The 14,420-nt window shown below is 74.8% G+C and carries 16 protein-coding genes; 10 read left to right on the top strand and 6 right to left on the bottom strand.

Annotation, left to right across the window (positions count from 1 at the left end):
- The first annotated feature begins 57 nt into the window (after positions 1 to 57).
- Both ACH4ZA_RS27140 and ACH4ZA_RS27135 read left to right on the top strand, forming a co-directional pair.
- Positions 58 to 1,185 (top strand): alpha/beta hydrolase family protein, encoded by a 1,128-nt coding sequence (locus ACH4ZA_RS27140; protein WP_398432075.1) that lies wholly within the window; start codon positions 58 to 60, stop codon positions 1,183 to 1,185.
- Between the two features lie 476 nt (positions 1,186 to 1,661).
- Positions 1,662 to 3,095 carry a hypothetical protein gene (locus tag ACH4ZA_RS27135; protein WP_398432074.1) on the top strand — a complete coding sequence of 478 codons (1,434 nt, stop codon included), beginning with the start codon at positions 1,662 to 1,664 and terminating at the stop codon, positions 3,093 to 3,095.
- 58 nt (positions 3,096 to 3,153) lie between these two features.
- Here the strand turns inward: ACH4ZA_RS27135 and ACH4ZA_RS27130 are convergent, their stop codons facing one another.
- Positions 3,154 to 3,567, bottom strand: a complete 414-nt coding sequence (locus ACH4ZA_RS27130; RefSeq protein ID WP_319281649.1) for a VOC family protein — start codon at positions 3,565 to 3,567, stop codon at positions 3,154 to 3,156.
- A gap of 232 nt (positions 3,568 to 3,799) precedes the next feature.
- On the opposite strand from ACH4ZA_RS27130, the gene ACH4ZA_RS27125 reads away from it, so the two are divergent.
- From ACH4ZA_RS27125 to ACH4ZA_RS27115, 3 genes are all read left to right on the top strand, one after another.
- Complete coding sequence (locus ACH4ZA_RS27125) at positions 3,800 to 5,398, top strand: ABC-F family ATP-binding cassette domain-containing protein (protein ID WP_319281648.1); 1,599 nt, start codon at positions 3,800 to 3,802, stop codon at positions 5,396 to 5,398.
- Between the two features lie 409 nt (positions 5,399 to 5,807).
- Complete coding sequence (locus ACH4ZA_RS27120) at positions 5,808 to 6,029, top strand: helix-turn-helix domain-containing protein (RefSeq protein WP_319281646.1); 222 nt, start codon at positions 5,808 to 5,810, stop codon at positions 6,027 to 6,029.
- A gap of 151 nt (positions 6,030 to 6,180) precedes the next feature.
- The gene (locus tag ACH4ZA_RS27115; RefSeq protein ID WP_398432073.1) at positions 6,181 to 6,984 is read left to right on the top strand and encodes an enoyl-CoA hydratase/isomerase family protein; all 804 of its coding nucleotides are present in this window, start codon (positions 6,181 to 6,183) and stop codon (positions 6,982 to 6,984) included.
- 94 nt (positions 6,985 to 7,078) lie between these two features.
- Here ACH4ZA_RS27115 and ACH4ZA_RS27110 read toward each other — a convergent pair whose 3' ends face one another.
- Positions 7,079 to 7,921, bottom strand: a complete 843-nt coding sequence (locus ACH4ZA_RS27110; RefSeq protein WP_398432072.1) for a nucleopolyhedrovirus P10 family protein — start codon at positions 7,919 to 7,921, stop codon at positions 7,079 to 7,081.
- Between the two features lie 98 nt (positions 7,922 to 8,019).
- On the opposite strand from ACH4ZA_RS27110, the gene ACH4ZA_RS27105 reads away from it, so the two are divergent.
- The 5 genes from ACH4ZA_RS27105 to amaP are packed head-to-tail and all read left to right on the top strand — an operon-like array spanning position 8,020 to position 10,391.
- Positions 8,020 to 8,502: an Asp23/Gls24 family envelope stress response protein gene (locus ACH4ZA_RS27105; RefSeq protein WP_319281640.1), complete on the top strand. Its 483-nt coding sequence runs from the start codon at positions 8,020 to 8,022 to the stop codon at positions 8,500 to 8,502.
- A 44-nt stretch (positions 8,503 to 8,546) separates the two neighbouring features.
- A complete protein-coding gene (locus ACH4ZA_RS27100) occupies positions 8,547 to 8,732 on the top strand; it encodes a hypothetical protein (RefSeq protein ID WP_062649848.1) in 186 nt (61 codons plus the stop codon).
- The gene (locus tag ACH4ZA_RS27095) at positions 8,729 to 9,160 is read left to right on the top strand and encodes a hypothetical protein (protein WP_398432070.1); all 432 of its coding nucleotides are present in this window, start codon (positions 8,729 to 8,731) and stop codon (positions 9,158 to 9,160) included. The genes ACH4ZA_RS27100 and ACH4ZA_RS27095 overlap by 4 nt, the downstream gene beginning before the upstream one ends.
- A complete protein-coding gene (locus tag ACH4ZA_RS27090) occupies positions 9,157 to 9,807 on the top strand; it encodes a DUF6286 domain-containing protein (RefSeq protein ID WP_319281635.1) in 651 nt (216 codons plus the stop codon). The genes ACH4ZA_RS27095 and ACH4ZA_RS27090 overlap by 4 nt, the downstream gene beginning before the upstream one ends.
- A 5-nt stretch (positions 9,808 to 9,812) precedes the next feature.
- Positions 9,813 to 10,391, top strand: coding sequence for an alkaline shock response membrane anchor protein AmaP (gene amaP, locus ACH4ZA_RS27085; RefSeq protein WP_319281634.1), 579 nt, complete (start codon positions 9,813 to 9,815; stop codon positions 10,389 to 10,391).
- A gap of 562 nt (positions 10,392 to 10,953) precedes the next feature.
- Here amaP and ACH4ZA_RS27080 read toward each other — a convergent pair.
- Genes ACH4ZA_RS27080 through ACH4ZA_RS27065 form a run of 4 tightly spaced genes read right to left on the bottom strand, consistent with a single transcriptional unit; the run spans position 10,954 to position 14,335 of the window.
- A complete protein-coding gene (locus ACH4ZA_RS27080) occupies positions 10,954 to 11,709 on the bottom strand; it encodes an SDR family oxidoreductase (protein ID WP_319281633.1) in 756 nt (251 codons plus the stop codon).
- A 5-nt stretch (positions 11,710 to 11,714) separates the two neighbouring features.
- Complete coding sequence (locus tag ACH4ZA_RS27075; RefSeq protein ID WP_398432069.1) at positions 11,715 to 13,502, bottom strand: glycoside hydrolase family 15 protein; 1,788 nt, start codon at positions 13,500 to 13,502, stop codon at positions 11,715 to 11,717.
- Positions 13,503 to 13,535: 33 nt separating this feature from the next.
- The gene (locus ACH4ZA_RS27070) at positions 13,536 to 13,820 is read right to left on the bottom strand and encodes a hypothetical protein (RefSeq protein WP_319281630.1); all 285 of its coding nucleotides are present in this window, start codon (positions 13,818 to 13,820) and stop codon (positions 13,536 to 13,538) included.
- On the bottom strand, positions 13,817 to 14,335 hold the full coding sequence (locus tag ACH4ZA_RS27065; protein WP_398432123.1) for an RNA polymerase sigma factor: 519 nt from the start codon (positions 14,333 to 14,335) through the stop codon (positions 13,817 to 13,819). The genes ACH4ZA_RS27070 and ACH4ZA_RS27065 overlap by 4 nt, the downstream gene beginning before the upstream one ends.
- Positions 14,336 to 14,420 lie beyond the last annotated feature (85 nt).

Here is a 14,420-nt window from a genome sequence, read left to right as displayed (position 1 = left end):
TCACCCCGGCCGCCCGCACCGCTGGCCGGTCCGCGCCTCGGCCGGGACACTGGGCTCGTGCGCACTGCCACCGCGACGGCCGCCGCCGTCACCGCAGCCCTGGCCGCCGGCGCCGCCGGTGTCGCCGCCGGCCGGTTCGCCAGCGACGCCGCGTTGAAGGCGCCGCCCGGCCGGCCCCTGCCCACCGAACCCCGGCTCACCGTGCACGGCACGGCCGCCGGACAGGTCACCCTCACGCGCGACCTCGCGGCCCTGCGCCCCGGCGCCTACGGCCTCTCCGGCAACGGCTCCCACGCCGTCGTCGGCCCGGTCCTGCCGGACGCGCCGCACTCCGCCGACACCGTCGTACGCCGGCTGGAACGCGTCACCCACGGCTCCCTGGACGCCGGCGACGCGGTCTGGCTCACCCCGAACCTGCACGTCGGCGACCCCGGCACCGCCCTCGGCCTCGACCACGCCGACGTCGACGTGCCCGGCGAACTGGGCAACCTGCCCGCCTGGTTCGTGCCCGGAGCCCGCAGCACCTGGGTGATCGCCGTGCACGGTCTGGGGACCACCCGGGAACACGCCCTCAACCTCATCGGCTTCCTGCACGGCGCCCGCCTCCCCGTGCTCGCCCTCGCCTACCGCGGCGACCTCGGCGCGCCCCGTTCCCCGGACGGCCTCAACCACCTGGGCGCGACCGAGTGGCGGGACCTGGACGCGGCGATGCGGTACGCCGTGCGCTACGGCGCCCGGAGCGTCGTCCTGCTCGGCTGGTCCACGGGCGCCGCCATGGCCCTGCGCGCCGCCGCCCACTCCGGTCTGCGCGACCTGGTCTCGGGACTCGTGCTGGACTCACCGGTCCTCGACTGGCGGACCACGGTGCGCGCCCTCGCCGCCGCCCGGCACACGCCGGCCGCCCTCCTGCCGCTCGCCGTCCGCGCCGCCGAGGGCCGCACCGGCATGGCGGGCGGCCCCGGCGGCGCGGACGGCCGCCCGGCGCGGCTGCGGGTCCCGACCCTGGTCTTCCACGGACCCGACGACACCGTCGCCCCCTGGGCCGACAGCCGCCGGCTCGCCGACCGCCGCCCCGACCTGGTCGCCCTGCACACCGTCCCGCACGCCCCGCACGGCGCCATGTGGAACCCGGACCCCCGCGCCTACGAGGAGACCCTCCGCCGTTTCCTGACCCCGCTGATGTGACCCGCCCACCCGGCGTCCCCTCCGCCGGCGCCCCGGGGCCCGCCCGCCCCGCCCGCGTCCCCGGTGCGCGCTCGGAGCCTCGGCGACGACCGCGCGGACGCCCTCCGGCGAGGCGCTGGGCAAGCCGGCGGACGCCGAGGAGGCCACCGCGCGCCCGTCCGGCGCGGACACCCCGAGGGACGCCTGGTCCGACCCCGCCCGCATCGCGGCACGCCGGGTGCCGCACCCGGGCCCTCGCCGCGAGTTCGGTCCCGTCCGGTCTGTGACGGGAGCGGCGCAGGACGCCGCCGAAGCGGTGCGCCGGCGCGGTCGCGGCGGGGGCCGGCCGGGGCGGGACCGCTCGTTCCGTTCAACCCCGTACCACTGGCCTGAAGGCGTCCCGCGGGCTCCCGCGGCACCCCGTGCGCAGGGCGGTCCGCGGGCCCGCCGAGCCATTCCGTTTGGGTTTTCGGACCGTCAACCGGAAGACTGCACCCGTGACGTCCCGTATCCCGCGCGACTCCAGGCTTCGACTCGTCCGCCCGCGACCCCTGGCCGCCGCCCCCTCAGCTGTGAACGAGCGGCGCCCGCGCCGCCCCGCACCCCGCCCGCCGGAGGGCACTCCGGCGCCCGCGGAGCTGGCCAGAATGGCGCGCTCCGGACTGGCCGCCGCGGCCCGTGTGGCCCGTTGGGCCGACAACGCCCTCGGCCCGGGCCGCGACGCGGCGACGGCAGACGGCAAGGCCACTCTCTCGGAGACGACCGCCGAACGGGCGGCTTCCGATCTGGGTCTGACGACCGATCGGATCCGCGCCGACTGGGACACCGCCCGCCTTGCGGGCCTCGTCGAGGTGCACGGGGACAGCGCACGCCCCGGCTGGCGGCTGCGCGCCTGGGACCGCGACGACAGCGCCGTCCTGCGCGGCTGGGTCGCCCTGTTCGACGCCTGGTCGCTCGCCTCGCCGGAACCCGAGGAGCAGGAGCCCGCCGCCGTCGCCGAGGTCGTCTCGGCCATGCCGCAGGTGCTCTCCTTCCTCCAGCTGTCCGCCGGGCCCGTCCCCGTGGAACAGCTCCTGGACCTGCTGCGCCAGCGCGTCACCGAACTGCGCACCGAGCGCTGCGAGGTGCCCTACGGCGCCGGGTCCGAACCCGCCGCCCCGCTCGCCCCGGTCCCCGTCGACGCCGACCCGGCGGAGCCCGCCCAGGACGCCGAGCTCGCCCCCCTCCTCGACTGGGCGCTGCACGCCCTCGCCGCGGTGGGAGCGCTCACCTGCGGCGGCGGGCAGGCCACCCTGACGCCGCTGGGCAGCTGGGCGGTCTGGGTCAAGCTGGAGCAGATCTGCGTCGCCGCGCAGAGCCCCGCCGGCAACATCGAGCAGTCGGCCGAGGGCATGCTCCGCGGCTGCGCCCAGCTCCGGCCGAACGCGGCCCGCGCCGAGTACCGCGCCTGGCTCGCCGCCCGGACCGTCGGCAGCGCCGTCAGCGAACTGCTGCTGGCCGCCCGCGGCGACGACGCCCTGCTGCGCGGCCTCGCCTTCGAGGCCCTGCGCGTGGTCGGCGCCCCCGCCGAGCCGGACGTCCGCGCGGTCGTCGAGGAGCCGGCCCTGCGGCCGTACGCCCTGCTGTGGCTCGCCGAGCACGACGGCGTCGACCCGGAGGACGCCCACGAGGTGCTCACCCGGGAGGAGGCCACCTGGCTGTGGGTCGACACCGCCGCGGCCGTCGCCGACCACGGGGAGGCGCCCATGCTGGTGCGCCATCTGGAGTCCGCGCTGCAGCCGACCGTGCCCGCGCTGCTGACCGAGGTACGGGCCGTCGGGCACCCGCGCACCGTGCAGGTGCTGGTGGCGCTGGCCGCCGCGCACCCCGATCCGGCGCTGGCCAAGGCGGTCCGCCGGGCCGCCTTCCAGGTGCACACCGGCGGCAGCTGACCGCGGGACGGGCGGCCGCGGGGGCGCCGGCCGACCGCGCGCGGCGGCTCGCCGGCGCTCAGCCCTGCGTCTCGGGCGCGTACGTGCCGAAGCTCCAGACGTTGCCCTCGAGGTCGCGGGCCATGTAGTCGCGCGATCCGTAGTCCTGGTCGGTCGGGGGCATCAGGATCTCCGCGCCGTGTTCCGCGGCCCGCCGGTGGTGGGCGTCCACGTCGTCCACCACGACGTAGACGCCGGCCGGGCCCGCTTCCCCCATCGCCGCGTCGAAGACGCCGCCGCGGCCCTTCGAGCCGAGCATCACCGCGCCGTTGCCCTGCACCAGCTCGGCGTGCAGGACCGTGCCGTCCTCGCCCTCGTACACGGACAGTTCGGTGAAGCCCAGGGCCTGTGTGAGCTGCCGGATCGCGGCCTTCGCGTCGGCGTACAACACCGTCGGGAAGACGCTCGGGCGCCCGCCGTTCGTGCCTGCCATGCCGATCACTCCCTTGTGCCCGGTGCCGGATTCGTCCCCGCCGCCCAGTCTGGCAGCCACCACCGACAACGCCCCGCGGCGACGCCTCCCGCGAAGATCGAACACCTGAACGCAGAAAAAGTGCTTGCACGGTCCCGTTAGACTGGCCCCATGGCCATTCTCCTCGCGCATTAGACGGCGGGAACGTCCTCAGCCGCCCATCCCGCCAACGACCCCGCACTGGAGTCTGTCCGTGATCTCCGCCTCCGGCATCGAGCTGCGCGCCGGCGCCCGCATCCTCATCGAGAACGCCTCCTTCCGCGTGGCCAAGGGCGACCGCATCGGTCTGGTCGGGCGCAACGGCGCCGGCAAGACGACGCTGACCAAGGTCCTGGCCGGCGAGGGCATCCCGGCGGGCGGCACCGTCACCCGTTCCGGAGAGGTCGGCTACCTCCCGCAGGACCCCCGCACGGGCGACCTCGACGTCCTCGCCCGCGACCGCATCCTCTCCGCGCGCGGGCTCGACGTCCTGATCCGCAAGATGCGCGAGAACGAACAGCGGATCGCCAACGGCTCGGGCGCCACCCGCGACAAGGCGATGCGCCAGTACGAGCGCCAGGAGACGGAGTTCCTCACCAAGGGCGGATACGCCGCCGAGGCCGAGGCCGCCACCATCGCCGCCGCGCTGAACCTGCCCGACCGGGTGCTCGGCCAGCCCCTGCACACGCTCTCCGGCGGTCAGCGCCGCCGCGTGGAGCTGGCGCGCATCCTGTTCTCCGACGCGGACACGCTGCTGCTCGACGAGCCGACCAACCACCTCGACGCCGACTCGATCGTCTGGCTGCGCGACTACCTCAAGACCTACCGCGGCGGCTTCATCGTCATCAGCCACGACGTCGACCTGGTCGAGACGGTCGTCAACAAGGTGTTCTACCTGGACGCCAACCGCTCCCAGATCGACGTCTACAACATGGGCTGGCGGCTCTACCAGCAGCAGCGCGAGTCCGACGAGAAGCGCCGCAAGCGGGAGCGGCAGAACGCCGAGAAGAAGGCCGCCGCACTGCACTCGCAGGCCGACAAGATGCGCGCCAAGGCCACCAAGACGGTCGCCGCGCAGAACATGGCCCGCCGCGCCGACAAGCTGCTCTCCGGTCTGGAGGCGGTGCGCGCCTCCGACAAGGTCGCCAAGCTCCGCTTCCCCGAGCCGGCGCCCTGCGGCAAGACGCCCCTGATGGCCGAGGGCCTGTCGAAGTCCTACGGCTCGCTGGAGATCTTCACCGACGTCGACCTGGCCATCGACAAGGGCTCGCGCGTCGTCATCCTCGGTCTGAACGGCGCCGGCAAGACCACCCTGCTGCGGCTGCTCGGCGGCGCCGAGAAGCCCGACACGGGCCAGGTGGTCGCCGGTCACGGCCTCAAGCTCGGCTACTACGCGCAGGAGCACGAGACGCTCGACCCGCAGCGCACGGTCCTGGAGAACATGCGCTCCGCCGCCCCCGACCTGGACCTGGTCGACGTCCGCAAGACGCTCGGCTCGTTCCTGTTCTCCGGCGACGACGTCGACAAGCCCGCAGGCGTGCTCTCCGGCGGTGAGAAGACCCGGTTGGCCCTCGCGACCCTGGTCGTCTCCTCCGCCAACGTGCTGCTGCTCGACGAGCCCACCAACAACCTCGACCCGGCCAGCCGCGAGGAGATCCTCGGGGCGCTGCGCACCTACAAGGGCGCGGTCGTCCTCGTCACCCACGACGAGGGCGCGGTGGAGGCGCTGCAGCCCGAGCGGATCATCCTGCTGCCCGACGGCGTCGAGGACCTGTGGGGCGCCGACTACGCGGACCTGGTCGCCCTGGCCTGACGGGCGACCGACGACCGCCGATCGAGGATCCCCGACCAGCGACCGACGGCGGAAAACACCGGGCCGTCGGGTGATCCCGCCCGGTGGATCATCCGTCTGGATCATTCGGCCTACCGGTGATCCATCATCTGTGTGAGATCTCCTCGTATCGAGGTGTGTCCTACATCCATTTCACGGCCGATCCCTCCACGGACGAGGGGTCGGCCGTCGTGCGTCTCTGACCTGCTCTTTCGCGGACCAACCCGTTCGGCCGTACGAACGCCGTCGGCTGGAATCACAGGTTCCGTTTGTGGGCACGCGCTCCCGTCGTCAAAACCCTGTCGCACGGACCTTGCCGAATGGGTGGCCATCGGGCCGCTGAGGGGTGATCATGAGGAGACCAGAGCGCACTTCCCATGAGGAGGCACGGGTGGCCGAGACTCTGAAGAAGGGCAGCCGGGTGACCGGCGCCGCGCGCGACAAGCTCGCGGCAGACCTGAAGAGAAAGTACGACTCCGGTGCGAGCATCCGGGCGCTGGCCGAGGAGACCGGCCGCTCGTATGGCTTCGTGCACCGGATGCTCAGTGAGTCGGGCGTCACGCTCCGTGGGCGTGGCGGGGCGACTCGAGGCAAGAAGGCCGCCTCGTCCTGACCGGGGGCGGCACATAGGCTTCGACGGTGGTCACCCGGCCGGCGTCCTTCCGGGTCCTGTGAGGGGCCCGGGAGAATCTCAGACCGGCCGGGTGGTTACTGTGCAGTCACTTAGCTGACCGCTAGCTGACCGCACCCATCGGAGGCGCCTCATGGCCACGCCCGACCAGGAACTCGTTCCCCTGCTCGACCAGGACGGCGTACGGCTCACCGTCGACGACTCGCTCGCCACGGTGACGCTGGCCAACCCGGCCAAGCGCAACGCGCAGAGCCCCGCCATGTGGCGGGCGCTCACGGAGGCCGGGCGACTGCTGCCGGGCTCCGTCCGCGTGGTCGTGCTGCGCGGCGAGGGCCAGTCCTTCTCCGCCGGGCTCGACCGGCAGATGTTCACGCCCGAGGGGATCGAGGGCGAGCTGTCCTTCATCGAACTCGCGCGCAGTGGGGACGCCGAACTCGACGCCGCCATCGCCGGGTTCCAGGAGGGCTTCACCTGGTGGCGGCGCAACGACGTCGTGTCCATCGCCGCCGTCCAGGGCCACGCCATCGGAGCGGGCTTCCAGCTGGCCCTCGCCTGTGACCTGCGCGTCGTCGCCGACGACGTGCAGTTCGCCATGCGCGAGACCAGCCTCGGCCTGGTGCCGGACCTGACGGGCACGCACCCCCTCGTCTCCCTCGTCGGGTACGGCCGGGCGGTCGAGATCTGCCTGACCGGCCGCTTCGTGCACGCCGAGGAGGCGGTGAGCACCGGGCTCGCCAACATCGCCGTTCCCGTGCAGGACCTCGACGCCACGGTCCGCGAACTGGCCACGGCGATCCTCTCCGCGCCCCGCGAGGCCGTCATCGAGACCAAGGCGCTGCTGCGCGGCGCCGGCGAGCGCACGTACGACGCCCAGCGAGCCGCCGAACGCGCCGCCCAGGCCCGCCGTCTGCGCGACATGGCCGGCCTCGGGGAGTGAACACCGGCTGAGGCCGCCGTTCCGGCGCTCCGTGCGAACCGTCGCCCCGTCCGGCCGGCGTCTGCCGGGGCGGACGGGCGCCGGCCGGCCGCCCTCAGCCGACCGCCGTCACCAGCACGGTGACCGTCGGACGGTCCGGCAGGGCCGCCGACACCGCGGCGCGCACCGCGAGGGCCACGTCCAGCGTGCGGTGGGCCGCGGCCGTCGTGATCTCCAGCTGGACGTGGCGCCGCGGCAGGGCCGCCGTCGTGTCGTGGCGCTCCTCGAGCCGGACCGCCCGCCCGAGGACGCCGCTCGTGCCGGTCACTCCCGGCACCGCGAGGGCAGCCGCTGCCGCGAGCGCCTCGTCGTCTGCCGGAACGCCCGGCAGGGGCGGCCGACCGGGCTCCTCCCCGGTCCCCGTGCTCCCGCGCGACCCCACGGCCGGCGGCGCGCCCGCGCCCGCCCGGACATCCGGTTCCGCGCCCGCCCGGACATCCGGTTCCGTGCCCGTCTCCGTGACGGCCTCCACATCCGCCTTCACGTCCACCTCCGCTTCCGTGCCGAGCAGCTCCGTCACCCGCAGGTCGACCTCCGTGACCACCAGACCGAGATGCTGCGCGGCAGTCGCCGCCAGGGCGCTCCGCAACCGTGTCGTCGTCGTCGGCAGAGGCTCGGACGCCGACGCCGCGCACTCCGCGGTCACCCGCAGGGGCCCCGGCGGCAGCGCGCTCGGCGGAGCCGGCACGGCGGCGGACTCGAACGGCCCGTCCGGATCGGCGAGCCCCAGCCGCAGCACTCCCAGCCGAACCCCCGCGACGTCCCGCGCCGCCCGGCGCAGCACCGCCTCCGCGGCCGCCTCGGTGAGCCATGCGCCGTCCCGCGGCCCGCCGAGGGGAAGCAGCCTGCCGAGGCCCAGCCGGCGCCGCACCGCGCCCGTCCATCCGTCCGCCGTCATTGCTCCAGCCTGCCGCATCCCCGGGGCGAGGTCGGGCAACCGCGCTTACCGTGGTCAAAAGGGACGACGAAACGAACCGGACGTAAGGACGTACGGCGATGAGCGAGCCAACGGAGCAGATCCGTACGCAGACCCCCGACGGCGGGACCGAGCCGCTGCAGACCCGCAAGGCGGCCCGGCGCGGCGGCGGGGCCCCGGCGACCCGTGGGCGGACCACGATCGCCGACGGAGTCGTGGAGAAGATCGCCGGCCTCGCGGCCCGGGACGTCCTCGGCGTCCACACCATGGGCAGCGGCATCAGCCGTACCTTCGGCGCCGTGCGCGACCGGGTGCCCGGCGGCTCCAAGTCGGTCTCCCGCGGTGTCAAGGCCGAGGTCGGCGAGGTGCAGACGGCGCTCGACCTCGAGATCGTCGTCGACTACGGCGTGGCCATCGCCGACGTCTCCCAGGCCGTGCGGGAGAACGTGATCGCGGCGGTGGAGCGGATGACGGGCCTGGAGGTCGTCGAGGTCAACATCGCCGTGAGCGACGTCAAACTGCCCGACGAAGAGGACGAGGAGCCGGAGCCCCGGATCCAGTGAGACGCAGACGGACCGGGTGACCGGCCCGCCGAGGGGAGAGCACCTTGAGCATGGCCGTGGTCGGCATGATCGCCGGCATGGCACTGGGCTTCGCCGGGTACTTCGGCGGGTTCGGGGCCTTTCTGCTGGTGGCGGCGCTGGGCGCCGTCGGGTTCGTCGTCGGCCGGTTCCTGGAAGGGGACCTGGAACTCGGCGACTTCTTCCGCACCCGCGACGACCGGCGCCGGTGAGCGCTGTGACCGGGGGAAGCGAAGCCGGCGACACGTTCGGCGCACGCCGCGCCGCCGCCGTCCCTCCGGGCGGACGCGGCGCGACCCGTATCGCCGACCGGGTCGTGGCGAAGATCGCCGCCCAGGCCGCGCGGGAGGCGGTGGGCCCGCTGCCGCCCGGGGCCGGCCGTCCGCACGCCACCGTCGTCGTGCGCCCGCACGCGCACTCCGGCTCGGGCGGCGCAGGCCCCGTCGACGCCGCGCACGTCCATGTGCACCTCGAACTCGACTATCCGAGCGACCTCGGCGCCCGCTGCCGCGCCGTGCGTCGGCATGTCACCGAGCGGGTAGGCGCATTGGCGGGAATGACGGTTCCCGAGGTCGCCGTCCAGGTCGAACGGCTCCACCTGGCGCCCGACCCCGACTCGGTGCACGGGAGGACGCGATGAGCGAGCCCGGAGGCTTGCAGCAGGGCGGAGCGCCCGTCCTGGAGAAGGACGCCGAGGACGCCGCCCCACCAGGCCAGGGGGCCGGCCCCGACGACGGGCGCCCCGCCGACCACCGGTTCTGGTCGGCGCGCCGCGTCCCCGCCGCCGTCGTCGCGGTCCTGCTGGCCGCGGTCGCGGGCGTGTTCCTCTACGACGTGGTCGCCGTCCGTGCCCACCGGCCCGCCATGGCCTGGCGGCGCGAACTCGCCCACCAGCTCGCCGAACGCCCCCTCGACGACCCGTGGGTGCTCGTCGGCGCCGGCGTCGCGGCCGCGCTCGGCCTGTGGCTGATCCTCCTGGCCGTCACGCCGGGGATCCGGCAGATGCTGCCGATGCGCCGCCCCCGCCCCGACGTGCGCGCCGGCCTCCACCGGGCCACCGCCGCCCTGGTGCTGCGCGACCGGGCCATGGAGGTCGCCGGCGTGCGGTCGGCGCGGGCACACGCGGGCCGCCGCAGAGCCGAGGTGTCCGTCGTCTCCCACTTCCGTGATCTGGACGACGTCCGAGCCGACCTGGAATCCGTCCTCGCCGAAGCGGTCAGCGGCCTGGGACTGGTCCGGCCGCTCGCGCTCTCGGTCCATGTGCGCCGGGCCGGGAAGAAGGGGTGAGGGCGATGGCCGGGACCGTCAACCGTGTGCTCCTCGCCCTCGTCGGACTGGTGCTCCTCGCCGTCGGCGGCGCGGTGCTGGCCGTGGGGCTCGGCGCGCCCCCGCCCTCCTGGTGGCTGCACGACGGCCCGCACGACGCGCTGCTCAGCGTCGCCGAACGCACCCGCTGGCGCGGCGAGGCGTGGTGGTGGCCGACGGTCATCGCCGTCCTGGCCGTTCTCGTCCTGCTCGCGCTGTGGTGGCTGAGCGCGGTCCTGCACCGCCGGCGGCTCGCCGAGGTCCTCGTCGACACCGGGGACGGCGCGGGAGCGCTGCTGCGGGGCCACGCCCTGGAAGGGGTGCTGACGGGCGAGGCGTCCCGGCTGGACGGGGTCGGCCGGGCACACGTCCGGCTGACCGGGCGGAGCGAGGCTCCCGAGGCCCGGGTGAATCTGCTGCTGGAGCCGCACGCGGAGCCCGTGACCGTCCTGGACGACCTCAGCGCCCGCGCGCTGGCGCATGCGCGGGACTCGGCGGCGTTGCGGGCACTGCCGGCCGAGGTCCGTCTGACGGCAGCCAAACACAAGTCGGAGCGGGTCACCTGACCCACGCCACGACCACCGCCCCACCCACCCCTGATCGCCCGCCCTGGGCCGGCGACCTGCGTGGGCCGGCCGGCCCACGCAAGCCGGCGCCGTGTGGCGCTCCGCCCGCCCACGCGCGCCGATGCCTGCGGCGCTTCGCCTGCCCCGGGCCGTGACCCGGGTGAGGGCCGGCCGGCCCACGCAAGCCGGCGCCGTGTGGCGCTCCGCCGGACCTCCTGCGCCGTTGACGGGCGGTGTTTCGCCCGGCCGCCCGTGCCGGCGATCTGCGGCGCTTCGCCCGCCCCTGGGCCCGTGACCCGGACGGGCCCGCCCAAGCGCGCCGATGACCTGCGGCGCCCCGCCCACCTCCCCTGCCCGTCGACGGACCGTGTGCCCTGCGGACGTGGGGGCCGTGACAGGCGGGGACGGTTCGCCCGGGGCCTGCTCGACCGGGTGGCGGTGTGGCGGTGGGCTTCCTCGGGCCCGGCTTGCCCGTTCCGGGCGGGCCCGTGGGCCGTCGGTGGGCGTGGGTGTGCGGGCGGGCCGTGGGCCCCGACCCGGTGGGTGCGGTGGTGCCCGCCGGTCAGAATCCGTGTCGCATGCCGCCGTCGACGGGCACCATGATCCCGGTGAGGTAGGAGGCGGCCGGTGACAGCAGGAACGCGGCCGTCCGGCCGAACTCCTCCGGCAGGCCGTAGCGCCGCAGCGGAATCCGCGACTCGTTCGCGGCCCGGGTCGCTTCGGGGTCGGCCGACAGTCCGTCCAGCTCCCGCACCCGGTCGGTGTCGATGCGCGCCGGCAGCAGGCCCACCACCCGGATCCCGCGCGGCCCCAGCTCGTCGGCGAGCGACTTGGCGAACCCGGCGAGCCCGGGCCGCAGGCCGTTGGAGATGGTCAGCCCGGGAATCGGCTCGTGCACCGAGCCCGACAGCACGAACCCGACGACCCCGCCCGCCTCCAGCTCGGCGGCGGCCGCCCGGGCCAGCCGGACCGCGCCGAGGAACACCGACTCGAAGGCGCTCTGCCACTGCTCGTCCGTGTTGTCGGCGACGAACCCGGGCGGCGGGCCGCCCACGCTCACCAGCACCCCGTCGAACCCGCCGAAGGCGTCCCGTGCCGCCGCGATCAGCCGGGCCGCCGCGCCGGGGTCGGCGTTGTCCACGGCGACGCCGAGGGCGTTCGGCCCCAGTTCGGCCGCCGCTTCGGCGACGCGCTTCTCGTCCCGTCCGGTGAGGACGACCTTCGCGCCGTCCGCGACGAGCTCGCGCGCGGCGGCGTTGCCGAGTCCGCGGGTGGCTCCGGTGACGACGTACACCCGGTCCTTCAGTCCAAGATCCATGGCTCCTATCCTGCCTCCTCGCCGTCGAACAGGGCGAGGGCGGTGTTGACCAGGCCGATGTGACTGAACGCCTGCGGAAAGTTGCCGAGGTGCCGGCCGGCGACCGGGTCGTACTCCTCCGCCAGCAGCCCCACGTCGTTGGCCAGGCCCACGAGCCGTTCGAACAGCTCCCGCGCCTCCTTCGTGCGGCCCGTCAGGTGCAGGGCGTCGGCGAGCCAGAACGAGCAGGCCAGAAAGGCGCCCTCGTCACCCGGCAGACCGTCGACGGTCGCGCCCTCGGTGCTGTAGCGGCGCAGCAGGCCGTCGTGTCCGAGCTCCGCGCGGATCGCGTCGACCGTGCCGACCACCCGCGGGTCGTCCGGCGGCAGGAAGCCGACGCGCGGGACGAGCAGCAGGGCGGCGTCGAGGTCGGCCGAGCCGTAGTACTGGGTGAACGTGTTGCGCCGAGGGTCGTAGCCCTTCTCGCACACCTCTCGGTGCACCTCGTCGCGCAGGGCCCGCCAGCCGTCGAGGTCGCCGCTGAGCTCCGGGTACGCCTCCAGCGCGCGGACGGCCCGGTCGGCGGCGACCCACACCATGACCTTGGAGTGCACGAACTGCCGCCGGCCGCCGCGCACCTCCCACAGCCCCTCGTCGGGCTGCCGCCAGTTGTCGCTCAGCCAGTTCATCAGCGCGCACTGCAGGGACCACATGTGCGGCCGGGGCGACATGCCGGAGGTCCGGGCCAGCGACAGGGAGTCCATCACCTCGCCGTAGACGTCCAGCTGGAGCTGCTGCACGGCGCCGTTGCCGATGCGCACGGGCGTGGAGCCCTCGTAGCCGGCGAGCCAGGGCAGCTCGCACTCGGGCAGCCGCCGCTCGCCGGACAGCCCGTACATGATCTGCAGGTCCGCGGGGTCACCCGCGACGGCGCGCAGCAGCCAGTTGCGCCATGCCTCGGCCTCCTCGTCGTACCCGGCCGCGAGGAGCGCGCCGAGCGTGAGGGTCGAATCGCGCAGCCAGCAGAAGCGGTAGTCCCAGTTGCGCACGCCGCCCGGTTCCTCGGGCAGGGAGGTGGTGAGCGCCGCCACGATGCCGCCGGTCGGCTGGAAGGTGAGGGCCTTGAGCGTGATCAGGGAGCGGACCACGGCGTCCCGGTGGGGGCCGGTGTAGCGGCAGCGGGCGGACCAGCGCCGCCAGTCGTCGACGCTGGTGGCGAGCGCCTCGTACGGATCGACGAGCGTCGGGCGGGACTCGTGCGAGGGGTGCCAGGTGAGCACGAAGGCGACCGACTCGCCCTCGGCGAGGGTGAACTCGGAGTGCGTGGTGAAGTCCTCGCCCCAGGTGCGCACGCCCGGTTCGCTGCGGAACCACACCGCGTCGGGTCCGGCGACCGCCACGTGGTGCCCGTCGGCGCGGCGCATCCACGGCACGACCCAGCCGTAGTCGAAGCGCAGCCGCAGCGTGCTGTGGACGGTGACCCGGCCGCGCAGCCCCTCGACGACGCGCACCACGTCGGGGGCCTGATCGCGCTGCGGCATCAGGTCGGTGACCCGGATCGCGCCGTCGGCGGTCTCCCACTCGGTGTCCAGGACGAGCGTGTCGGGCCGGTAGCCGCGCCGGGTGCAGGCGTCCGTCACGCCCTGTGGGGCGATGCGCCAGTGGCCGTTCTCCTCGCTGCCGAGGAGGCGGGCGAAGCAGGCCCCGGAGTCGAAGCGGGGCAGGCACAGCCAGTCGACGGAACCGTCCATGCCGACCAGGGCGGCGGTCTGCTCGTCGCCGATGAGGGCGTAGTCCTCGATGCGGGGGTGCACGCCTTGCGGTTTCCCGGCGGACCGGTGGCACAATCAGGGGTGCGGCCGGCTGAGTGACGTCGGGTGCGCCGGGGCCGCCGTCGACGAGAAGACGACGCCCCGGTCGGACGGCGCCCGGTTCAGGACCCACAGGCCGATCAATGTGGCCAGGGCGAAGACGACGGCGATCAGCGCGGCGAGCACGAGCCGCCGCCGGCGTTCGCGCCGCAGCCAGTCGCCGCGGGCGGTGCGATAGGCGTCCGGAGCCGGCCGCACGCCGTCGGCCAGCGCCTCCAGCGCCTCCCGCAGCTCCCGCTCGGTGCGGTCCGTGTCGTTCATCGCCGGGCCTCCATCGCCTGGGTGAGCGCGGCGAGGCCGCGTGAGGTGTGGGTTTTGACGGACCCGCAGGAGATGCCCATCGCGGCGGCGATCTCGCTCTCCTTGAGCCCGAGCCAGTGCCGCAGCACGAGCGCCTCGCGCTGGCGGGCCGGCAGCTGCTGGAGCGCGTCGATCAGCACGCGCTGGTCGTCCCGCAGCAGCGCCGCGCTCTCCGCGGAGGCGACGGTCTCCTCCGGCAGCTCCGGGGGGCTCTCCACATGGCGGCGGGCGACCTGCAGATGCCGTATCCGCATCCGGGTCAGATTGCAGACGGTGGAGCGCAGATAGGCCTCGGCCGCCTCGACGTCCCGCAGCCGCCGCCACTTCCGGTAGATCTGGTAGTAGGCCTCGGCGACCACGTTCTCCGGGTCGTCGGCGCCGAGCAGCACGGCCAGGCGCAGCATCGAGGAGTAGTGCAGCTCGAAGAGCCGGGCGAGGGCGGCCTCGCGCTCCAGGTCGGCCGGATCGCCCGGCACGGGGGCGAGCGGCTGCGCGAGCGGCTGCGCGAGCGGCTGCGCGGACGGCTGCGCGGACGGCTGCGCGAGCGGCTGCGCGAGCGGC

The sequence above is a fragment of the Streptomyces sp. NPDC020597 genome (assembly GCF_044335095.1).
Lineage (GTDB): Bacteria > Actinomycetota > Actinomycetes > Streptomycetales > Streptomycetaceae > Streptomyces.
The sequence above is the reverse complement of the archived record's forward strand: the minus strand, read 5'-3'. Positions and strand labels throughout refer to the sequence as shown.